Origin of the sequence: Poseidonocella sedimentorum, from assembly GCF_900116005.1 — a bacterium.
Lineage (GTDB): Bacteria > Pseudomonadota > Alphaproteobacteria > Rhodobacterales > Rhodobacteraceae > Poseidonocella > Poseidonocella sedimentorum.
Genome location: NZ_FOYI01000008.1, coordinates 114989 through 137260 on the forward strand (window position 1 = coordinate 114989; position 22272 = coordinate 137260).

At 66.6% G+C, this 22272-nt stretch carries 17 protein-coding genes; 11 read left to right on the forward strand and 6 right to left on the reverse strand.

All coding sequences use genetic code 11. The annotated features are described in order from the left end of the window. Positions 1-75: 75 nt before the first annotated feature. Positions 76-843: an SDR family oxidoreductase gene (locus BM353_RS12450; RefSeq protein WP_245759641.1), complete on the reverse strand. Its 768-nt coding sequence runs from the start codon at positions 841-843 to the stop codon at positions 76-78. 94 nt (positions 844-937) lie between these two features. On the opposite strand from BM353_RS12450, the gene BM353_RS12455 reads away from it, so the two are divergent. From BM353_RS12455 to pdeM, 3 genes are read left to right on the forward strand one after another with little or no spacing between them, the layout of a single operon-like run. Then, positions 938-2374, forward strand: coding sequence for a DUF2125 domain-containing protein (locus tag BM353_RS12455; RefSeq protein ID WP_177220549.1), 1437 nt, complete (start codon positions 938-940; stop codon positions 2372-2374). A 23-nt stretch (positions 2375-2397) separates the two neighbouring features. Then, positions 2398-4797: a ligase-associated DNA damage response DEXH box helicase gene (locus BM353_RS12460; RefSeq protein WP_092081348.1), complete on the forward strand. Its 2400-nt coding sequence runs from the start codon at positions 2398-2400 to the stop codon at positions 4795-4797. A 38-nt stretch (positions 4798-4835) separates the two neighbouring features. Continuing rightward, a complete protein-coding gene (pdeM, locus tag BM353_RS12465; protein ID WP_092081350.1) occupies positions 4836-5510 on the forward strand; it encodes a ligase-associated DNA damage response endonuclease PdeM in 675 nt (224 codons plus the stop codon). Between the two features lie 71 nt (positions 5511-5581). Here pdeM and folD read toward each other — a convergent pair whose 3' ends face one another. Then, a complete protein-coding gene (folD, locus tag BM353_RS12470; RefSeq protein WP_092081351.1) occupies positions 5582-6475 on the reverse strand; it encodes a bifunctional methylenetetrahydrofolate dehydrogenase/methenyltetrahydrofolate cyclohydrolase FolD in 894 nt (297 codons plus the stop codon). A 106-nt stretch (positions 6476-6581) separates the two neighbouring features. Further along, positions 6582-7169 (reverse strand): MOSC domain-containing protein, encoded by a 588-nt coding sequence (locus BM353_RS12475; RefSeq protein ID WP_092081353.1) that lies wholly within the window; start codon positions 7167-7169, stop codon positions 6582-6584. Between the two features lie 168 nt (positions 7170-7337). Here BM353_RS12475 and BM353_RS12480 point away from each other — a divergent pair, with 168 nt between their 5' ends. Beyond that, a complete protein-coding gene (locus tag BM353_RS12480; protein ID WP_092081355.1) occupies positions 7338-7982 on the forward strand; it encodes a 50S ribosomal protein L25/general stress protein Ctc in 645 nt (214 codons plus the stop codon). 86 nt (positions 7983-8068) lie between these two features. On the opposite strand, the gene dnaE is transcribed toward BM353_RS12480, so the two are convergent. Further along, positions 8069-11593 (reverse strand): DNA polymerase III subunit alpha, encoded by a 3525-nt coding sequence (gene dnaE, locus BM353_RS12485; protein WP_092081407.1) that lies wholly within the window; start codon positions 11591-11593, stop codon positions 8069-8071. A 235-nt stretch (positions 11594-11828) separates the two neighbouring features. Here dnaE and BM353_RS12490 point away from each other — a divergent pair, with 235 nt between their 5' ends. The 7 genes from BM353_RS12490 (at position 11829) to BM353_RS12520 (ending at position 21259) form a co-directional block, all read left to right on the forward strand. Beyond that, positions 11829-13187 (forward strand): xanthine dehydrogenase small subunit, encoded by a 1359-nt coding sequence (locus BM353_RS12490; protein WP_092081357.1) that lies wholly within the window; start codon positions 11829-11831, stop codon positions 13185-13187. Beyond that, entirely contained in the window at positions 13184-15601 is a 2418-nt protein-coding gene (xdhB, locus tag BM353_RS12495; RefSeq protein WP_092081359.1) for a xanthine dehydrogenase molybdopterin binding subunit, read from the forward strand. The genes BM353_RS12490 and xdhB overlap by 4 nt, the downstream gene beginning before the upstream one ends. Beyond that, positions 15598-16557, forward strand: coding sequence for a xanthine dehydrogenase accessory protein XdhC (gene xdhC / locus BM353_RS12500; RefSeq protein WP_092081361.1), 960 nt, complete (start codon positions 15598-15600; stop codon positions 16555-16557). Before xdhB ends, xdhC begins: the two co-directional genes overlap by 4 nt. Beyond that, entirely contained in the window at positions 16524-18047 is a 1524-nt protein-coding gene (locus tag BM353_RS12505) for an ABC transporter ATP-binding protein (protein WP_092081363.1), read from the forward strand. Before xdhC ends, BM353_RS12505 begins: the two co-directional genes overlap by 34 nt. Beyond that, positions 18034-19116, forward strand: a complete 1083-nt coding sequence (locus BM353_RS12510) for an ABC transporter permease (protein WP_092081409.1) — start codon at positions 18034-18036, stop codon at positions 19114-19116. Before BM353_RS12505 ends, BM353_RS12510 begins: the two co-directional genes overlap by 14 nt. Continuing rightward, positions 19116-20036 carry an ABC transporter permease gene (locus tag BM353_RS12515; RefSeq protein WP_092081365.1) on the forward strand — a complete coding sequence of 307 codons (921 nt, stop codon included), beginning with the start codon at positions 19116-19118 and terminating at the stop codon, positions 20034-20036. The genes BM353_RS12510 and BM353_RS12515 overlap by 1 nt, the downstream gene beginning before the upstream one ends. A 143-nt stretch (positions 20037-20179) precedes the next feature. After that, positions 20180-21259 carry a BMP family ABC transporter substrate-binding protein gene (locus BM353_RS12520; RefSeq protein ID WP_092081367.1) on the forward strand — a complete coding sequence of 360 codons (1080 nt, stop codon included), beginning with the start codon at positions 20180-20182 and terminating at the stop codon, positions 21257-21259. 70 nt (positions 21260-21329) lie between these two features. On the opposite strand, the gene BM353_RS12525 is transcribed toward BM353_RS12520, so the two are convergent. Further along, positions 21330-21773: a CBS domain-containing protein gene (locus tag BM353_RS12525; RefSeq protein ID WP_245759642.1), complete on the reverse strand. Its 444-nt coding sequence runs from the start codon at positions 21771-21773 to the stop codon at positions 21330-21332. A gap of 181 nt (positions 21774-21954) precedes the next feature. Beyond that, a complete protein-coding gene (locus tag BM353_RS12530; protein WP_092081371.1) occupies positions 21955-22188 on the reverse strand; it encodes a hypothetical protein in 234 nt (77 codons plus the stop codon). Positions 22189-22272 lie beyond the last annotated feature (84 nt).

Genomic DNA, 22272 nt, shown 5'->3' on the forward strand with positions numbered 1-22272 from the left:
GGTCATCGCGCCGTTTTCTGATCGATCAGAAAACGGGCCGGAAAATGATCGATCATTTTCCGCTCCCCGCGCCGATCAAAGCAGGCCGATGCGGCGACGGATGTTCTCATCACGGAGCGATATCTCCTCGCCGCAAAACCCGTCGGCCTGATCGCCGCACATCCAGACGAGCGCGCGGGCCGGCCAGTCGGGCGGAATGTGGTCCGCCCAGTCGAGTTGACTCACCGGGTTGATCCCGCTGGCCTTGATGTCCATTTGCATCTGCGTCGCAACGGTCCCGGGCGAGAGGCCCATCGCCCGGATCCCCTGCTCCGCGCCTTCCAGATGTGCGCAGCGCGTCATCATCGCCGCGCCGGCCTTGGACGCGCAGTAGTGGCTCCAGGCCTCCACCGGCCCATGCGCCGCGCCAGATGACACCGTCAGGATCGTGCCCGCCCCTTGCGCGACCATGTGGTCCCAGACCGCGCGCATCCCGTAGAAGACGCCCTTGAGGTTGATGTCGATGATCTTGCCCCAGCTCTCGGGATCCGCATCCTCGATATGGGCGATCGGCTCCATCGCGCCCGCGTTGTTGACCAGAACGTCGATCCGCCCGAAGGCCTCGACCGTCTGCGCCACCGCGCGATCCACATCCGCCCTGTCGCTGACGTCGCAGCGCAGCGAGACCGAGGGCCCGGGCAAGTCCCGCGCCACCGCCTCCAGATCCGCCGCGCTGCGCGCCGCAAGCCCGACCGCCGCGCCCGCCTCCGAGAAGGCCCGCGCCGCTGCGGCCCCGATGCCGCGGCTTGCCCCCGTGATCAGCACCACCTTTCCCATCAAATCGATCCCGCCTGACTGGTCCATCCATGCGTCTCCTTGCGCGTATCCTGCTGTCCCCTTGACCCCCCTTCCCCGCGGGACCAAGGTCATGGCTCAACATATGAGGACCGAGCTTTCCATGACCAGACCCATTCTCCTTGCCGCCTGCATCACCTGCCTGACCGCGCCCGCCGCTTTCGCCGAACTGTCACCGGGCGATGCGTGGATGCATGTGACCGACCAACTTGGGGCCCGCGGGTTGCATCTGGTCGCGGAAGAGCGGCGCGACGGGGCGGCGCTGGTTATGTCCGACGTGGCTCTGCACTGGCTCGACCAGAGCGATCCTCTGATCGAGATCATCGGCACGTTTCATCTCGAGCCAACATCGGACGGCGCGGTGATCCTCACGATCCCGGAACCGCTCCATACAATGACCTTCACCGAAACTCCATCGCAAAGAACCTACGAGTTCAGCGGCTTCGAAGCCCGGTTCGACGGCACGCCTGCCAATGCAGAGATCTCTATCCTCTCGGACTCGATTGCGTCCCGCTCGGTGGTGGAGGTGAGTCTCGACAGTCCCGCGCGGGCCCAGCTCACCACCAATACGAACCTTCGCGGATTGCAGGGCGCAATAACCTCAGCGTTGAGCGAAGACGCCAGTCTCGACATGGACATCCGAGGAGAGAGCTATCGGTCGGCCTTCAAATTCTCCCGCGGCGAGGACCAGGAGTTCGATGTCACGACCCGCCTCAGCGAGACCGTAACATCGCTTTCGCTGTCCTCGCCCCGCGAGTTCGACTTCGAGGCCTTCAACCAGAACCCGTTTCCCTACCTGCCCAGTACGTTTCAGTCCCGCCAAGGCCCGATGGTTGTCTCCGGCGAATTCGCAAACGCGGAGGGGCGCAGTACGATCGATTTCGACACCGGCCCCGCGACTGTGGATTTCACCCGGACCCCGGAACGGATGCGCCTCCTTAGCGACGGGGAAGATGCCGCGCTCACCGTTGAGGGCCCGCTGCCGGGTCCGCCCCTATCCCTGTCGATGGAGCGGATGGGCTATCGGCTCGAACTGCCCGGCCATCTGCCAGAGGAAAACCAGCTGCTTGTCGCCGCGTTTGGCATGACGCTTGAAGGCATCACGCTCGGTGAGCACGTCTGGGCGATGTTCGACCCCAACCGCCTACTGCCCCGCGATCCGGCAAACCTGGAGCTGGAGCTTAGCGCGAGCGTCCCGGGCGCGCGGGGCCCGGATGGCGAGTTTACGTTTGGCCAGGGGGGGCGCGTCGATCTCAGCCAAATCAGCCTCAGCGCCCTCGGCGCGGCGGTCAGCCTCAGCGGAGGGCTGGAGTTTTTCGACGTCGAGGAGGCAGAGGGTGATCTTATTGCCAGCGCGGAGGGGCTCCTGCCGCTCATTTTCAGCCTGCGCGATGCCGGACTCCTGCCGCCCGAAACCGTCGGCATGGTCCAGATGATGCTGCCCGGCTTCGCCACTAAGGTCGGCCCCAACCGCCATGAAAGCCGCATCACCCTGACCCGCGACGGCAGTGTGACGGTCAACGGCACCCAAATCCGCTGATCCCGGTGCGGGGTGTGTGAACGGTGAAGGACCTGCCCGAGCCGCTGGCCGGCTGGATCGCCGCGCAGGGCTGGGCGCTTCATGCGCACCAGCGCGCAATGCTGGAGGCCGCCGGTGAGCCCGCCCTCATGCTCATCGCGCCGACCGGGACGGGCAAGACGCTTGCCGGCTTCCTGCCCACGCTGGCCGAGCTGGCGGCGGATCCCCGCCCCGGGCTGCACACTCTCTATGTCTCGCCGCTCAAGGCGCTGGCCACCGATATCCGGCGCAACTTGCGCCGCCCGGTGGAGGAGATGGGCCTGCCGATCGAGATCGAGGAGCGCACCGGCGACACCCCATCCTCGCGCAAGCGCCGCCAGCGCGCCGCGCCGCCGCATATCCTGCTGACGACGCCGGAAAGCCTCGCGCTGATGACCTCTTATGAGGATGCGCCGCGGCTCTTCGCCGGGCTGCGCCGGGTCATCGTCGATGAGATCCACGCGCTGGATGAGAGCAAACGCGGCGATCAGCTCTCGCTCGCCCTCACCCGGCTCGACACGCTGGCGCCGGGCCTGCGCCGGGTCGGGCTTTCGGCCACGGTCGAGGACCCCGAGCGCCTCGCGCGGCGGTTCGCCCGCCACCCCGAGCCCTGCCGCATCCTCCATGCCGATCCCGGCCCCGCGCCGGATATCGCGATGCTGGACCTGCCTTCGGCGCCGCCCTGGGCCGGTGGCGGCGGGCGCTACGCGATCCCGCAGGTGCTCGAGGAGGTGGCGCGCCATCGCACCACACTCATCTTCCACAACACCCGCGCGCAGGCGGAGATTTTCTTCCACGAACTCTGGCTCGCCAATGCCGACGCCCTGCCCATCGCGATCCATCATGGCTCGCTCGACCGGGCCCAGCGGGAAAAAGTCGAGGCGGCGATGCTGGCCGGCCAGCTCCGCGCGATCGTCTGCACCGGCACGCTCGATCTGGGGATCGACTGGGGCGATGTGGATCTGGTGATTCAGGTTGGCGCGCCGAAAAACGTCAAGCGGCTGGTGCAGCGGATCGGGCGGGCCAACCACCGGTTCAACGCGCCCTCCAAGGCGCGGCTGGTGCCGGCCAACCGGTTCGAGGTGGTCGAATGCGAGGCGGCGCTGGAGGCAGTGCGCGCGCGCGATCTCGACGGCGCGCCCCCCGGCCCCGGCCCGCTCGACGTGCTCTGCCAGCATATCCTCATCCGCGCCTGCGCCGGCCCGTTCGACGCGGAGGCGCTCTTCGGCGAGGTCTGCCGCTCCGGCGTCTATGCCGGCCTCTCCCGCGCCGAGTTCGATGACTGTCTCGATTTCGTGGCCACTGGCGGCTACGCGCTCAAGGCCTATGACCGCTGGCAACGGCTCGTTCGGCGCGACGGGCTCTGGCAGTTGCGCGACCCGCGCGCCACCCGCGATATCCGTATGAACATCGGCACGATTCAGGACAGCGATACGCTCAAGGTCCGCCTGCGCGGGCGCGGCGGCAAGTCGCTGGGCGAGGTCGAGGAAGGCTTCGCCGCCTCGCTGACGGCGGGCGACACCTTCCTGATCGGCGGCGAGGTGGTGCGCTACGAGGGGCTGCGCGAGCTGGTGGTCGAGGTCTCGCGCGAGGCCACGCGCGCCCCCAAGATCGCAGTGTTTTCGGGCACGAAATTCGCCACCTCCACCCAGCTCGCCCACCGTATCCTCGCCATGTTCCGGCAGCCCGAATGGCCCGCCCTGCCCCGCCACACGGCGCAGTGGCTGGCGCTCCAGCGCGAGGTCTCGAAGCTGCCCGAGCACGGGCGGATCCTGATCGAGACCTTTCCCCATGACGGGCGGGCGCATCTGTGCCTCTACGGCTTCGCGGGACGCAACGCGCAGCAGACCCTCGGCCTCATCCTCACCAAGCGCATGGAGGAGCTCGGGCTGGATCCGCTGGGATTCGTCGCTTCGGATTACGCGACCGCGATCTGGGGGCTGGAGCCCGTCCCCGATCCGGCGGCCCTGCTCGACCCGACGTTCCTGCGCGAGGGGCTGGAGACCTGGCTTGCCGGGAACGCGCTGATGAAACGCACCTTCCGCGCCTCGGCCACGATCGCGGGGCTGATCCAACGCAACCTGCCGCAGGCGCGCAAGAGCGGGCGGCAGGCGACGTTTTCCTCAGACATCCTCTACGACACGTTGCGCAAATACGACCCCGATCACCTGCTCATGCGCATCACGCGGCAGGAAGCCCGGCGCGGGCTGGTGGATTTCGACCGGATCGAAGAGATGCTGGCGCGGTCGGGCGGGCGCATCGACCACCTCGCGCTGGACCGCGTCTCGCCACTGGCCGCGCCGCTGCTCCTCGAACACGGGCGCGTCCCGGTCCATGGCCGAGGGCGCGAACGCTTGATGGAGGAAGAGGCCGCGGCGCTGATGGAGGCCGCGGGGCTGAGCTGATCTTGCACTTCGGCGCCCGCTGGGGGATGAGGCCCGCCATGACGGGATACCGATTTTCACTCAACAGCGCCGGTCTGATCGCCCGACCGGCCGGCACGCTCTTGTGGCCGGACGAACGGCTGCTTGTGATCTCCGACCTGCACTTCGGCAAATCCGAGCGGATGGGCCGGCGCGGTGGGGCGCTGCTGCCGCCATACGAAGTGTCGGACACGCTGGACCGGCTCGAGGCGGAGATCGCCAGCACCGCACCGCAAACGGTCGTCTGCCTGGGCGACAGCTTCGACGATCTGGACGCCGGGCATAACCTCGAAGAAAGCCCGAGATTGCGGCTCACGCAGCTGCAGGCCGGTCGCCGGTGGATCTGGATCGAGGGCAATCACGACGCAGGCCCGATCGACATCGGAGGGACGCACCTTGCGCAGATCACCCTCGGCCCGCTCACCTTCCGCCACATCGCCGAAGCGGAGGCGCAAGGCGAGATCTCCGGGCACTACCACCCCAAAGCGCGCGCAGCGACGCGGAGGGGATTGGGCGCAAGACCCGCGTTTCTCATAGATGTCCAGCGCGTGATCATGCCCGCCTTCGGCACCTACACAGGCGGCCTCGCCGCGGGCAGCGCGGCACTCAGGGGCCTGATGAGCCCAACGGCCAAAGCCCTGCTGACAGGCGCGCCCCAAGTCGCGCTCCCCCTCAGCCACTGCGCGCCGCGCTGACCACGGGAGCCGGAAAAAGATCGATCTTTTTCCGGCACGTTTTCCGATCAATCGGAAAACGGCGCCCTTGGTCAAGCGGTCAAACCGTCCGGCTCGGAGAGCCCGTTGGCCCGGCAGCAGGCCGTCACGGTATTCGCCAGAAGGCAGGCGATGGTCATCGGGCCGACGCCGCCGGGCACCGGCGTGATCGCGCCGGCGACGGCGGCGCAGCTTTCATAGTGGCAATCTCCGACGAGGCGGGTTTTGCCGCCCTCGCCTTCGATCCGGTTGATGCCTACGTCGATGACCGTCGCGCCCGGCTTGATCCAATCGCCCGGGACCATTTCCGGTCGGCCCACGGCCGCCACGACGATATCGGCGCGGCGCACCACCTCGGGCAAGTCCTTCGTGCGGCTATGGGCGATCGTGACCGTGCAACTGTCGCCGAGCAGGAGCTGCGCCATCGGCTTGCCGACAATGTTGGACCGGCCCACAACGACCGCATCGAGCCCCGAGAGCGAGCCGTGTTCTTCACGCAGCATCATCAGGCAGCCGAGCGGGGTGCAGGGCACCATGCTTTTCTGGCCCGTGCCCAGCAAGCCGACATTGGAGATATGGAACCCGTCCACATCCTTGGCCGGGTCGATCGCGTTGATCACCAGATCACTGTCCAGATGGTCCGGCAGCGGCAGCTGGACGAGGATGCCGTGGATGGCCGGGTCGGCGTTGAGCCTCTCGATGAGGCTCAGCAGATCGGCTTCGGACGTGTCCGGCTCGAGCTTGTGTTCGACCGAGTTCATCCCGACCTCAACGGTCTGTTTGCCCTTGGAGCGGACGTAGACCTGACTCGCCGGATCTTCGCCAACGAGCACGACGGCGAGCCCCGGCGTGAGCCCGTGTTCTTCCTTCAAACGCGCAACGTGGGTGGCGACCTCGCCCCGGATTTTCGCCGCGAAGGCTTTTCCGTCGATGATTTTCGCTGCCATTCCTGTGGCCCTTTTCAATCTGGCGCGCGGCCCTGCCCCCGCAACGCGTGTGGCGCGCATCGTTCTCATCGCGCGGCGGATTTCAAGCCCCCATCTTGCCGCAGGGTCAGAGCCCCGGGCGCCATTCGCGCTGTGTCGGGAGGTGCAGGCGCAGCGCGTCTCCGAGCCGCAGACACCCCGGCCGCTCGACCCAGGCCGTCACCCCGCGCACCCCCTCCGCCGCCGCCTTGAAGCGTTTTGCCGCCTCGGGGGCTTCGGGTTTCATCGTCTTGGCCGGAAACTGGCAGGGCAGGTTCTGCATGTCGATCACGAGCGTCGCGCCGTCCGGCCCCTGCAACCGGGCCGAAGGCGTCAGATTGCTGAAATCAGGGATCCCGGAGACGACGACCGACGCCCCGAGCCATTCCGGTTTCAGCCGCTCCACCCCGATTTCGGCGGCGATCTGCGCCATCTCCTCTTCGGAGACGACCGAGAGCTGGCGCACATTGGCGATCTCGGTGCCCTTCGGGTGCTGCGCGACGACCCGCGAACAGGAGGGGCGCGTCTCGCCGCTGTGGCAATCCTCGGCAAAGCCGCCGAACCCAAGCGCCATCTCGGTCAGTGGCCGGGTTTCGATCTCGGCCCGCTCGCGATGCGGAACAAAGCCCAGCCAGGTGATTTCAGCGGTAAAGTCGGTCGGTGCGAGCGCGATCATGAGAGCCTCTTCGATAAATCGCCCCCAGCTAACACCGCCGCGCCGGGCGATGCCATGACGCTTTGAAACTTTCTGCCCTTTCCAAACACCGCAGACTGGGCTAGAGGAGCCGCTTCACGCGGGGATACAGCCTTGGAGGATCCCTGCAAAGCTATATGGAGAAAGAACATGGCTGGAGAAATTCCTGATCTTCACGCCCAGGAACGTACGGGGACAGGCAAGGGCGCCGCTCGTCAGGCACGCCGCGATGGCATGGTTCCGGGTATCGTTTTTGGTGGTGACACCGATCCGCTTCCGATCAACATCCCCTTCAACGTGCTGCTCAAGCGCCTGAAGGCCGGGCGCTTCAAGTCCACACTCTTCAACCTGAAGGTGGACGGGCACGAGGACGTGCGCGTGATCTGCCGCGACGTGCAGCGCGACGTGGTCAAGGACCTGCCGACGCACCTCGACCTGATGCGCCTGCGCCGCACCACCAAGATCAACCTTTTCATCCCCGTTGATTTCATCAACGAAGAAGAGGCCCCGGGCATCAAGAAGGGCGGCGTTCTGACCGCCGTGCGCCCCGAGGTGGAACTGATGGTGACCGCCGGGGACATCCCCGAGAAGATCGTGGTCGACCTTGCCGGGCTGAACATCGGCGACACCGTGACGATCTCGTCGGTCTCGCTGCCGGAAGGCGCCAAGCCGACGATCGACCGTGACTTCGTGATCGCCAACATCTCCGCGCCGTCGGGCCTCAAGGCCGCCGACGATGCCGACGACGCCGCGGATGCGGACGACGTTCCCGCGACGGAGCAGAACGAAGACTAAGCTCTTCGCAAAGTCGAGAATCGAAAAACGCCCCCGCCTCGACGGGGGCGTTTTTTCGTTTTGGGAAGGGCGCGCGAGAGACGCGCCTAGAACTCCTCGACCTCCAGCACCCCAGGCAGGCTCTTGATCGCGCCCTTGATCTGGGGGTTGACCGGATAGCTGCCGGGCAGGGCGACATCGACCTCGCCGATATCTTCGGGATCATAGAGCGTGAACTTGATCGGCCCGCGCCCCGCCGCGCGCGTGGCCTTGGCCGCATCCTGCAGCAGCGTCTGGGTCAGGGCGACCGCTTCGGGGCTCTCGAAATGAATCCGAAGCCCGGTGCCGCCCGCGCCCGCCGTCACGCTGTCGATCGGGGCCACGGCGCGGCCCAGCAGTTTCAGCTGCTCGCTCTCAAGCGTCGCTTCGACCGTCACGACGACCTTGGCCCCGGTCTCCAGATGATCCCGCGCGGTTTCCAGCGTGTCTGAAAACAGCGTGACCTCGTACCCGCCGGTGGTGTCCGAAAGCTGGCAGAAGGCAAAGCGATTGCCCCGCGCCGATTTGCGCTCCTGCCGCCCGGCGACGACGCCCGCGATCTTGGCCACATGCGGGCCCCGCTGGGCCTTTTCGTGGATCTCGTCGAGGGTCATGACCTGCTTGCGCCGCAGCGCGGTCATGTAATCATCCAGCGGGTGGCCGGAGAGGTAGAAGCCCACGGCCTTGAACTCCTCGCCCAGCCGCTCGGCGGGCAGCCAGTCGGTCACCGGCGCAAGACGCGGCTCGGGCAGATCATCCCCCGCCTCGCCGAAGAGCGACACTTGATTGGAGGTTTTCTGGTCGTGAATCGCGGCGGAATAGGCGGTCAGGGCTTCGATGCTGTCAAAGATCCGGCGGCGGTTGCGATCGAGCGCGTCGAAGGCGCCGGCGCGCGCGAGCATCTCCAGCGGGCGCTTGCCGATGCGTTTGAGATCCACCCGGCGGGCAAAGTCGAAGACCGTGACGAAGGGCTTGTTCGCGCGCCCTTCCTCGATCAGCCGCATCGCCTCGACGCCCACGTTCTTGAGCGCTCCGAGCCCGTAGACCAGCGCGCCGTCCACGACCTTGAACGTCGCATCCGAGCGGTTCACGCACGGCGGCACCCAGGGCAGCGAGAGGCCCTTCTTCACTTCTTCGAAGTAGATCGCGAGCTTGTCCGTGAGGTGGATATCGCAGTTCATGACCCCGGCCATGAACTCCACCGGATGGTTCGCCTTGAGCCAGGCCGTCTGGTAGCTCACCACCGCATAGGCGGCGGCGTGGGACTTGTTGAACCCGTAGTTGGCGAACTTGTCGAGCAGGTGCCAGACTTCGAGCGCCTTCTCGTCATCGACCCCGTTTTCCTTGGCGCCGGCAATGAATTTCGGCCGCTCGGCGTCCATCGCCTCCTGGATCTTCTTGCCCATCGCGCGGCGCAAGAGATCCGCGCCGCCGAGGGTGTAACCCGCCATCTCCTGCGCGATCTGCATCACCTGTTCCTGATAGACGATGATGCCTTGGGTCTCGTCGAGGATATGGTCGATCGAGGGGTGCAGCCGGTCGCGCTCCGATTGGCCGTTCTTGACTTCGCAGTATTTCGGGATGTTCTCCATCGGGCCGGGCCGGTAAAGCGCCACGAGGGCCACGATGTCTTCGATGCAGGTGGGCTTCATGCGCTTGAGCGCGTCCATCATGCCCGAGCTTTCCACCTGGAACACCGCGACGGTCTTGGCGCGGGCATAAAGCTCATACGATTTCGCGTCATCGAGCGGGATCGCGTTGATCTGGTTCTCCGCCCCCTCGGCGGGCTCATAAAGCTGGGTGCCGTCGGCGGCCACGTGCAGCGGGCGGCCCGAGGCATGGATCTGCTCGATGGCATTCTGGATGACGGTGAGCGTCTTGAGGCCGAGGAAGTCGAACTTCACGAGCCCGGCCTGTTCCACCCATTTCATGTTGAACTGGGTCGCGGGCATGTCCGAGCGCGGATCCTGATAGAGCGGCACAAGCTCATCGAGCGGCCGGTCGCCGATCACCACCCCGGCGGCGTGGGTCGAAGCGTTGCGCAGAAGGCCCTCAAGCTGCTGGGCGAAATCGAAGAGCCGCCGGGCCGGGTTCACGCGCCCGTCGCGCCGGTCCTGCTCGGTTTCGCGAATCTCCTCCTGCAGGCGCGGCTCGTCGCGGAGCGCCTTTTCGATGGAGACGGGCTTGACCCCTTCGACCGGAATCATCTTGCTCAGCCGGTCCACCTGGCCGTAGGGCATCTGCAGCACGCGCCCCACATCGCGCACCGCGGCCTTGGAGAGCAGCGCACCGAAGGTGATGATCTGGCCGACCTTGTCGCGGCCGTATTTCTCCTGCACGTAGCGGATCACCTCCTCACGGCGATCCATGCAGAAGTCGATGTCGAAGTCGGGCATCGAGACCCGCTCGGGGTTGAGGAACCGCTCGAAGAGGAGCGAGTAGCGCAGGGGATCGAGGTCGGTGATGGTGAGCGCATAGGCCACGAGCGAGCCCGCCCCGGAGCCCCGGCCGGGACCGACCGGAATGTCATGTTCCTTGGCCCATTTGATGAAGTCGGCCACGATGAGAAAGTAGCCGGGGAAGCCCATCCCCTCGATGATGCCGAGCTCGAACTCGAGGCGTTTTTCATAGTCCTCGACGGGGGCGGCATGGGGGATGACGGCCAGACGTTCCTTCAGGCCCTCGACGGCCTGACGGCGCAATTCCTCCACCTCGTCATCGGCGAATTTCGGCAGGATCGGATCGCGGCGATAGGCCATGAAAGCGCAGCGCTTGGCGATCTCGATGGTGTTGGCGGTGGCCTCCGGCAGATCGGCGAAGAGGGCGAGCATCTCCTCGGGCGTTTTGAACGAATGCTGCGCGGTCAGGCGGCGGCGGGGATCCTGTTGGTCGACATAGGCGCCGTCGGCGATGCAGATCAGCGCGTCGTGCGCCTCGTACATGTCGGGCTTGGGGAAGTAGACGTCGTTGGTCGCGACGAGGGGAATGTCCATCGCGTAGGCCATCTCGACGAAGCCGCGCTCGGTGAGCTTTTCGGTTTCGGGAAGACCGGCCTCGCCCGGGTGGCGCTGGAGTTCCATGTAGAGCCGGTCACCGAAGATGTCCTGCAACTGCCCCACCAGCCCCTCGGCGGCGGGGCGCTGGTCGGTCTGCAGAAGCTTGCCGACGGGACCCTCAGACCCGCCGGTGAGGCAGATCACGTCCTCGCTGTGGGCGCGCAGTTCGGCGAGGGTGACATGCGGAAGCTCCCCGTCACCGCGCAGGTAGAGGCAGCTGTTGAGCTTCATCAAATGGCCATAGCCGCGCTCGGTCTGGGCCAGAAGAACGACAGGCGCAGGCGGCTGGGCCCGCTCACCGGGGGCGGGCTTGCGATAGCGCAGATCGACCTGACAGCCCATGATCGGCTGCACCCCCGCCGCACTGGCCGAGACGGAGAATTCGAGCGCCGCAAACATGTTGTTGGTGTCGGTGACCGCGACGGCGGGCATCCCCATCCCCGAACAGAGCCCCGGCAGCTTCTTGAGCCGCAGGGCCCCTTCGAGAAGGGAGTATTCGGTGTGGGTGCGGAGGTGGATGAATCGTGGCGCGCTCATCCGGTCAATGTAGCCCTCCGGCCGGGCCCGCGCACCCGGAAAATGATCGATCATTTTCCGGCACGTTTTCTGATCAATCAGAAAACGGCGTCCTTGGCCGTTGCGGCGCCTTGCTTAAAAGGGCTTGCAAATTCGCACCTTGGGCGAGCAGACTGCAAGGCGATGGATCCGCGCCCTTCTACGCCGCATCGAAGGGAGTTCGCGGAAGCGATCGGTAAGGCGGCGGGTTTTCACGATGGACATCACGTTTCTTCTCAACGGAGAGACCGTGGACCTCAAGGATATTTCCAGCACCCGGACGCTGCTTGACTGGCTCCGGGAAGAGCGTGGTCTGAAGGGGACGAAAGAGGGCTGCAACGAGGGCGATTGCGGGGCCTGCTCGGTCATGGTCACCGACGAGCAGGGCGCGCGGGCGGTCAACGCCTGCATCCTCTTCATGCCGCAGCTCCACGGCAAGGCGGTGCGCACGGTCGAGGGGCTCTCGGGGCCCGGCGGCGAGGCGCACCCGGTCCAGACCGCGATGATCCGCGAGCATGGCTCCCAATGCGGCTTCTGCACGCCGGGCTTCGTGGTCTCGATGGCCGCGGCCCATGCGTCCGGCAACCGCGCCCATGACGATGCCTTGTCCGGCAACCTTTGCCGCTGCACCGGCTATGCGCCGATCATTCGCGCGGCGGAGGCCGTGGCCGATATGCCCGTGCCCGTCTGGCTCAACGCCGAGTTGCCGGAAGTGGGGCCCCAGGCCGCTCTGCCCGAAACTGCGGGCGCGCTGGCGGAGTGGTATCTTGCCAACCCCGACGGGGTACTTGTCGGCGGCGCGACGGACGTGGGGCTCTGGGTGACGAAGGGGCTGCGCGATTTGGGCCCGGTCGCCTTTTTGCACCGCTGCCGCGATTTGCAGCAGATCGAGCGCGAAAGGGATGTTTTGCGCATCGGCGCCGGGGTCACGATGGACCGTGTGCAGGCGCTCATGGCCGAGGACTATCCCAGCTTTGCCGAGATGATCCGCCGGTTCGGCTCGGTTCAGGTCCGCAACGCGGCCACCCTCGGCGGCAACATCGCCAACGGCTCGCCCATTGGCGACAGCCCGCCCGCCCTCATCGCCCTCGGCGCCGAGCTGCACCTGCGGCGCGGCGATGCGCGCCGGACCCTGCCGATTGAGGCGTTTTTCCTCGACTACGGAAAACAGGATCGCGCGCCGGGCGAATTCGTCGAGGCCGTCTCGATCCCTCTGGGGCAGGACGCGCTGCGCTGCTACAAGATCTCCAAGCGCTTCGATCAGGACATCTCGGCGGTCTGCGGCTGTTTCAACCTGACGCTGGACGGCGGCAGGATCGCCAGCTCGCGGATCGCCTTTGGCGGCATGGCCGGCATCCCCAAACGCGCCGCCGCCGTCGAGGCCGCGTTGATCGGCCAGCCGCTGACCGAGGACGGGATCGCCCCGGCGCTTGACGCCTTTGACAAGGATTTCACCCCGATGAGCGACATGCGGGCAAGCGCGGCGTACCGCCTCGAGACGGCGCGCAACCTGCTCCGCCGCTATGTCCATGACCTCTCCGGCGCGCCGGTCTCTGTCCGGGAGGTACGCCCATGAGCGTCGCCAAACCCCTCCCCCATGACGCCGCCGCCCTGCATGTGGCGGGGACGGCGCGCTATGTCGATGACCTGCCCGTGCCGGCCGATTGCCTGCACCTGGCCTTCGGGCTCGCCGAAATCGCCGCCGGCCGGATCACCGCCATCGACCTTGCCCCGGTGCGCGCCGCGCCCGGTGTGGTGGCCGTGCTGGAAGCCGATGACCTCAAGCGCCCCGCCGATTGCTCGCCGAGCGCCCATGACGAGCCGCTCCTGGCGGGGCACACGGTGCAATACCTCGGCCAGCCGGTGTTCCTCGTGATCGCGACGAGCCACCTCGCCGCGCGCAAGGCCGCGCGGCTGGCCAAGATCGACTATCAGGCGCGCGATGCGATCCTCACCATCGACGACGCTCTCGACAAGGACTCCCGTTTCGAAAACGGCCCGATCATCTGGGAGAAGGGCGACGCAGGAGAGGCCGTCGACAGCGCGCCGCATGTGGTCGAGGGCCGGATGGAAATCGGCGGGCAGGAGCATTTCTACCTCGAAGGTCAGGCCGCGCTCGCCCTGCCGCAGGAGGGCGGCGACATGCTCGTCCATTCCTCGACCCAGCACCCGACCGAGATCCAGCACAAGGTCGCCCATGCGCTCGGGGTGCCGATGCACGCCGTGCGCGTCGAGACACGGCGCATGGGCGGGGGCTTTGGCGGCAAGGAGAGCCAAGGCAACGCGCTCGCCATCGCCTGCGCGCTGGCCGCCGAGCTGACCGGGCGGCCCGCCAAGATGCGCTATGACCGCGACGACGACATGATGATCACCGGCAAGCGCCACGATTTCCGGATCGAATACCGCGCCGGGTTCGATGATGACGGGCGACTCGGCGGCGTCGAGTTCGTGCACTACGTGCGCTGCGGCTGGGCGCAGGACCTCTCGCTGCCGGTGGCCGACCGGGCGATGCTCCATGCCGACAACGCCTACCTTTTGCCCAACGCCCGGATCGAGAGCCACCGGCTCAAGACCAACACCCAAAGCGCCACCGCCTTTCGCGGCTTCGGCGGCCCGCAGGGGATGGTCGGGATCGAGCGGGTGATGGATCACATCGCCCATGAGCTCGGGCTCGACCCGCTGGAGGTGCGGCGGCGCAACTTCTATCGGCCGGGCAACGGATCGGACGCCCGCGCCGCCAGACCGGCAGCGGAGCCCCCTGCCCCGAGCGCAAGCCCGGTGAGCGACGCGATCGACCTCACCTCGCGTGGCGCGCCACCTGAGCTCGACCAGAGCCCCGCCCCTGCGGCGCCGAGCGGCACACAGACAACGCCCTACGGGATGCCGGTGGAGGATTTCGAGCTCCACGAGATGGTCGCGGCCCTGACCGAGAGCGCCGACTACAGCGCCCGCCGCGCCGCCGTGCGCGCCTGGAACGCCGAGAACCCGATTCTCAAACGCGGCATCGCGCTCACCCCGGTCAAGTTCGGCATTTCCTTCACGCTGACCCACCTCAATCAGGCCGGCGCTCTCGTGCATGTCTATCAGGACGGCTCGATCCACATGAACCACGGCGGCACTGAAATGGGTCAGGGCCTCTTCCAGAAGGTGGCCCAGGTGGCGGCGGATCGCTTCGGTGTCTCGCCGGAACGCGTCAAGATCACCGCGACGGACACGGGCAAGGTCCCGAACACCTCGGCCACCGCCGCATCCTCGGGCTCGGACCTCAACGGGATGGCAGTCAAGGCCGCCTGCGACACGATCCGGGACCGGATGGCACAGGTCCTCGCGGCCAAACACCAGACCGACGCGAGCGCGGTGCGGTTCGACGAGGATGAGGTGCATGTGGGCGGCGCGAGCTACAGCTTCGAAGAGGTGGCGCAGCTTGCCTACGAGTCGCGTGTGAGCCTGTCGGCCACGGGCTACTACCGCACGCCGAAGCTTCAGTGGAACCGTATCGAAGGCGCGGGCCGGCCGTTTTTCTACTTCGCCTATGGCGCGGCCGTGACCGAGGTGGTGATCGACACGCTCACCGGCGAAAACCGCATCCTGCGGACCGACATTCTGCATGATTGCGGCGCCTCGCTGAACCCCGCGCTCGACATCGGCCAGATCGAGGGCGGCTACGTTCAGGGCGCCGGCTGGCTCACCACCGAGGAGCTCGTCTGGGATGAGGCCGGGCGGCTGCGGACCCACGCGCCCTCGACCTACAAGATCCCCGCCTGTTCGGACCGGCCCGAGGTTTTCAACGTCGCGCTCTGGGACGGGCGCAACCGGGAGGACACGATTTATCGCTCCAAGGCCGTGGGCGAGCCGCCCTTCATGCTCGGCATCTCGGCGCTCATGGCGCTCTCGGATGCGGTCAGCGCCTGCGGCGAGGCCTACCCCGCGCTCGATGCGCCGGCCACGGCCGAACGGGTGCTCGAGGCCGTGATGCGGGTCCGGACGTGAGTTTCGACCTCGACGCCCTGCGCCGGGCCATCGCCGCCCACGGGCCCGTCTCCCGCGTCGTGATCGTCGATGTGGCGGGCTCATCCCCGCGTGAGGTGGGCGCGTCGATGCTTGTTTGGGAGGGCGGCCAATCGGGGACGATCGGCGGCGGAACTCTGGAATGGGAAGCGGCGATCGCGGCCCGCTCCGGCGCGCTTGGCCTCAGCCGCCACGCGCTCGGGCCGGACCTCGGGCAATGCTGCGGCGGCGCGGTTAGCCTGCTCACCGAGCGCTGGACCGAAGCGGATCTCGACGGGATCGACGAGATTGTCGCCCGCCCTGCCGGGTCGCCCACGGACATGCCCCTGACGGTTCGGCGCCTGCTCGACCGCCACCGCGCGCAGGGCGAGCCCCCCACCGCGCAGCTTCTTCAGGGCTGGTTCATCGAACCGGTCCACCGCCCGGCGCGGGCCCTCTGGATCTGGGGCGCGGGCCATGTCGGCCGGGCGATGGCCAACGTCTTCGCCCCGTTCGACGATTTCGCCATCACATGGGTCGACACCGACCGCGCGCGCTTCCCCGAAGCCATTCCCGACGGCGTCACCTGCCTGCCCGCGGCCGATCCCGTCCGGCTGGTGCCCCGCGCACCCACCGATGCCGAACACCTGATTCTCACCTACGCCCACGAGCTGGATCTCGCACTCTGCCACGCGCTCCTCCAACACGGATTTGCCGGGGCCGGGCTCATCGGATCCGAGACGAAATGGGCGCGGTTTCGCAAGCGTTTGCGCAACCTTGGGCATAGTGACGCTCAAATCTCGTGCATTCGCTGCCCGATTGGGCATAAATCGCTCGGCAAACATCCGCAGGCCATTGCCGTGGGGACGGCGGCGGTTTTACTGGGCCACCGGGAAAACGGGGACGCAAACGGGGACGGACAGGTTTGGCAACACCACTCATCGACATCCGGGGCCTGACCAAGGCCTATCCCGGTGTCGTCGCCAATGACGATATCTCCTTCGCCATCGCCCCCGGCGAGGTCCACGCGCTGTTGGGTGAAAACGGTGCGGGCAAGTCCACGCTGGTCAAGATGATCTACGGGCTGGTGCGGCCCGACAGCGGGGCGATGACCCTGAGCGGCGCGCCCTTCGCCCCGTCCCAGCCGCGCGAGGCGCGCGAGTCGGGCGTGGCGATGGTGTTCCAGCATTTCTCGCTCTTCGATGCGCTCAACGTGGCCGAAAACATCGCGCTTGGCATGGAGACGCCGCCAAAGATGCGCGATCTCGCCCGGCGCATCCGCGAGATTTCCCATGAATACGGCCTGCCCCTCGACCCGGACCGCACGGTGGGCGATCTGTCGGCGGGCGAGCGCCAGCGGGTCGAGATCGTGCGCTGTCTGCTGCAGGATCCCAAGCTCCTGATCATGGACGAGCCGACCTCGGTCCTCACCCCGCAGGAGGTCGACATCCTGTTCCAGACCCTGCGACAGCTCAGCGCCGAAGGCACCTCGATCCTCTATATATCGCACAAGCTCGAAGAGATCCGCGCGCTCTGCGATGAGGCAACGATCCTGCGCCTTGGCAAGGTGGTGGGAACATGCGTGCCGCGCGACACGACCGCGCGCGACATGGCCGAGATGATGGTCGGCACGGCCCTGACCCCACCGGCCCGCGCGGGCCAGGCGCCCGGCGATGTCGCGCTGGAGGTGGACGGGCTCTCGCTCCGCTCGCCCTCGCAATTCGGCACATCGCTCAAGGATCTGCGCTTCACTGTGCGGCAGGGGGAAATCCTCGGCATCGGCGGGGTCGCGGGCAACGGACAGGATGAGTTGCTCGGCGCGCTGTCCGGCGAACTCCGCGCGGCGCGCGATGCGGTGCGGCTCGCGGGGGCGCCCATCGGCCATCTCGGGCCTGAGGCGCGGCGCAAACGGGGGCTCCTCACAGCCCCGGAAGAACGGCTCGGCCATGCTGCGGCGCCGGACATGAGCCTGATGGAAAACGCGCTTCTGACCGGGGCTGCGCGCAAGACGCTCGCCCCCCGGGGCCTCATCAACTGGCGCGGCGCGCGTGTTTTTGCCGAAGACATCATCGCCCGGTTCGACGTCCGCACCCCCGGCCCGCTGAGCGCGGCGCGCGCACTCTCCGGCGGCAATTTGCAGAAATTCGTCATCGGCCGCGAGGTGTTGCAGGCACCGGAGGTCCTGGTGGTCAATCAGCCCACATGGGGCGTCGATGCCGCCGCCGCCGCCGCGATCCGGCAGGCGCTGCTGGACCTCGCCAAGAACGGCGCCGCGATCCTCTGCATCAGCCAGGACCTCGACGAGCTCATGGAAATCGCCGACCGCTTCGGCGCGCTCAACGAAGGGCGCCTGTCGGAGATCCGACCCGCGGCGGGGCTCACGGTGAAGGAGATCGGACTGATGATGGGCGGCGCGCATGGCATGGAGGTGGCCCATGCTGAGGCTTGAAAAACGCGCCCAACCCGACCGCCGCCTCGCGCTCGCGAGCCCCGTTCTCGCGGTGCTGGCCACGATCGTCGCGGGCGGGCTGCTCTTTGCGTTTCTGGGCAAGAACCCCTTCATCGCCATCGGCACGATCTTCTGGGAGCCGCTCTTCGGCGAGTTCGCCTTCTACTACCGGCCCCAGCTTCTGGTCAAAGGCGCGCCGCTCATCCTCATCGCCATCGGCCTCAGCCTCGGGTTTCGCGCGGGCATCTGGAACATCGGCGCGGAGGGGCAATACATCATGGGCGCGCTTTTCGGCGCAGGCGCCGGGCTCGCCTTCTACCCCGCCGAGAGCCCGCTCATCTTCCCGCTGATGATCGTCGCCGGCGCGTTTGGCGGCTTCCTCTGGGCGATGATCCCCGCCATCCTCAAGGTCCGCTTCGGGACCAATGAAATCCTCGTCTCGCTCATGCTTGTCTACGTGGCCGAACAGTTCCTCGCCTCGATGTCGCTCGGCCTGCTAAAGAACCCCGAAGGCTTCGGCTTCCCCGGCTCGCGCAACCTCCAGCAATACGCCTCGGCCCATAACGCCGAGATCATCGCCGGGACGGGAATGCACTGGGGCGTCGTTTTTGCCTTCATCGCGGTGATCTTCGCCTACGCGCTTTTGAACCGCCACATGCTCGGCTTCCACATCCGCCTCACCGGCGAGGCCCCCCGCGCCGCGCGCTTCGCGGGCGTCAACCCGCCCCGTCTCATCCTCTTCTGCCTCGGCACCTCCGGCGCGCTCGCAGGGCTCGCGGGCATGTTCGAAGCGTCGGGGCCCGCGGGCGTCGTCTCGATCGATTTCAACGTCGGCTACGGGTTCACCGCGATAATCGTGGCCTTCCTCGGGCGCCTCCACCCGATCGGCATCCTTCTCGCCGGCTTCCTCATGGCGCTGACCTACATCGGCGGGGAAATCGCGCAATCCAACCTCGGGCTGCCCGCCGCCGCGATCCAGGTGTTCCAGGGCATGCTGCTCTTTTTCCTTCTCGCCGCGGACCTGCTGACCAACTTCCGCATTCGCCGCGCAGTGCCGGAGGCCGCGTAATGGACCTGACCGCCATTTCTCCCGCCCTTCTCGTCGCCTCGCTCATGGTCGCGGCGACGCCGCTGCTGCTGGCCGCCATCGGCGAGTTGGTGGTCGAGCGGGCGGGCGTTTTGAACCTCGGGGTCGAGGGGATGATGATCACCGGCGCGATCTGCGGTTTCGCGATTTCGGTCGAGACCGGCTCGCCCTATATCGGGCTCATCGCCGCGGCGCTCGGCGGGGCGGCGCTCTCGCTGCTCTTTGCGCTGCTGACCCAGTTCGCCCTCGCCAATCAGGTCGCCTCGGGGCTCGCCCTGACGCTCTTCGGCCTCGGCTTCTCCGCGCTGATCGGTCAGGGCTACGTCGGACTAAAGCCACCCTCGATGGGCCGGCTGTCGATCCCGGGCCTGTCGGATCTGCCCTTCTTCGGCCGCGTGTTGTTCGGCCATGATCCCGTGCTTTACTTCGGCCTCGCGCTGACCCTCGCGACATGGATCTTCCTGCGGTTCACCCGCGCAGGGCTCGTCCTGCGCGCCGTGGGCGAGAACCACGACGCCGCCCACGCGCTCGGCTACAAGGTCGTGCGAATCCGGATCCTCGCGATCCTCTTCGGCGGCGCCTGCGCCGGGCTCGGCGGGGCCTATATCTCGCTCGTCCGCGTCCCCCAATGGACCGAAGGCATGACGGCGGGGATCGGCTGGATCGCGCTCGCGCTCGTGGTCTTTGCAAGCTGGAAGCCCGGCGGCCTGCTGCTCGGCGCCTATCTCTTCGGTGGACTGACCGTGCTCCAGCTCAACCTTCAGGCCGCGGGCGTCGCCATCCCGGTCGAGTATCTCGCCATGTCGCCCTACCTCATCACCATCGTGGTGCTGGTGTTCCTGTCCTCGCGCCGCAGCCTCACACCGGGCTCGCTCGGGCGGATCTTCCATGCCTCGAACTGATCCGCCATGACCCGGGCCGTGACAAACCAGAGACCAAAAGACACGCACCCACGGGCCGGTCGGAGCGTCAGAAATCTGCTCCTGATCGTGGCCCCTGCGGGCGCATACGAAAGAGTTAAATGTTCCAACGAAAGGGAAAGCAAATGAAACTCACAAGACGCATGCTTATGGCGGCCTCCGCGGCCGCGATCGGGCTCGCCACGGGCGCGACAGCACAGGACAAAACGAAGGTTGGCTTCGTCTACGTCGGCCCGGTGGGCGATGGCGGCTGGACCTATGAGCATGATCAGGGCCGCCTCGCGGTCGAAGAGGAATTCGGCGATGCGGTCGAGACCGTCTACGTCGAGAGCGTACCCGAAGGGCCCGACGCCGAACGCGTGATGACGCAGATGGCGCTGCAAGGGGCGGACCTCATCTTCACCACCTCGTTCGGCTACATGGACCAGACCATCAACGTCGCGGCCAAGTTCCCGGATGTGAAATTCGAGCACGCCACCGGCTACAAGCGCGCCGACAACGTCTCGACCTATTCCGCACGCTTCTACGAAGGCCGCGCTATTCAGGGCCACATCGCGGGCAACATGACCGAGAGCAACATCATCGGCTACATCGGCTCCTATCCGATCCCCGAGGTCATCCGCGGCATCAACTCGGCCTATATCCACGCCAAGAAGGTCAACCCGGACGTCGAATTCAAGATCATTTGGGCCTACACATGGTTCGATCCCGCGAAAGAGGCCGATGCCGCCAAGGCGCTCATCGAACAGGGCGCCGACGTGATCCTGCAACACACCGACTCCACCGCGCCGCAAGCCGCCGCGCAGGAGGCCGGAAACGTGATCACCTTCGGCCAGGCGTCTGACATGTCGGAATACGCGCCGATGCCGCGCGTCTCTTCGATCATCGACAACTGGGCGCCCTACTACGTGGCGCGCACCAAGGCGGTCATCGATGGAACATGGGAGAGCGTTGATACTTGGGACGGGATCTCCACCGGCATGGTCGGCATCGGCGAGATCACCGACGCCGTGCCGGCAGAGGTCAAGGCCGAGGCTCTGGCGATGAAAGAGGCGATTGCCGCGGGCGAGTACCACCCCTTCACCGGGCCGCTGAAAAAGCAGGATGGCTCGGACTGGCTGGCCGAGGGCGAGGTCGCGGATGACGGCACGCTGCTGGGCATGAACTTCTTCGTCGAAGGGCTCACCGGCGAGATCCCGCAATAAGATCCGGGCCCGCCGCCCCAAGCCCCGCCCATCGCGGCGGGGCTTTTTTATTGGAAGGTTCGGGCTCCGCTCAGCCGTAGACCGCTTGAATCCCCGGGTAATCGCGGTAGCGCTCGGCCATGAGCCGGTTCTCCGCGGGCATGTCGCGCATCGCGACCATGCCGACCGGGCTGCCGTCCTTGCAAACCGGCAAATGGCGGAAGCCGCCCGCCATCATGTTGCTGATGGCATCGGCCGCGGAACAATCGGGGTCCACCGTCTCGGGATCGCGGGTCATGACCTCGGCGACCCGTGTCGCCTGCGGCGCTTTCGCCCCTGAGATGCAGCGATGGATCACATCCTTTTCGCTCAGGATGCCAACCAGGCGGCCATTGTCGACAACAGGTAGCGCGCCGATGTTGTGATCACTCATGATGGTGCAGGCATCCTGCACCGTGGCGTTGGGTGGAATGACATGAAGAACGCGTTCACCCAGCAACTCGGAAACCGTCTTGACGTACATTTTGAAAATCACTCCCTTTCAAAATCTGTACCTGTTTTGTAACATTATTCTGCGGCGTTTAAAAAGTCATGAAACCCTGACCGTGACCCACACGTAAAGTTAACGCGCGTGCACCACGGGGTGTTCCGCAAAGAGCAAAAGGACTGTGGGAGGGACGTGCCCGAAGCGGGCTAAACTCTCTGCAACCAAGGGTTTAGTGCAGGCTGAGCATCACTTCGATGTCGCGCCGACTCAAGCGTTGCAGCAGGCTCTTTTCCTCGGTCGAAAGCCCTGTCCCGCTCTCGATGACGGCCTCCAGCTCGCCGGCGATATCGCTGGTGGATCGGTAGTAGAGGTCGGGCTGCGCGCGGGTCAATTCGCCCACGAGCCGTTGCAGCAAACGCTTCTGCCGCTCGCCATCCAGATCCTGTCGCTTTTCGTGCAGCATCGCCTCACCTCGCCGAGGTCGGGCGCGGCGACTGCCGCCACCCTCAACCCAATGCTAGGCCGGCGGGCGTGATCGTCCACCCCG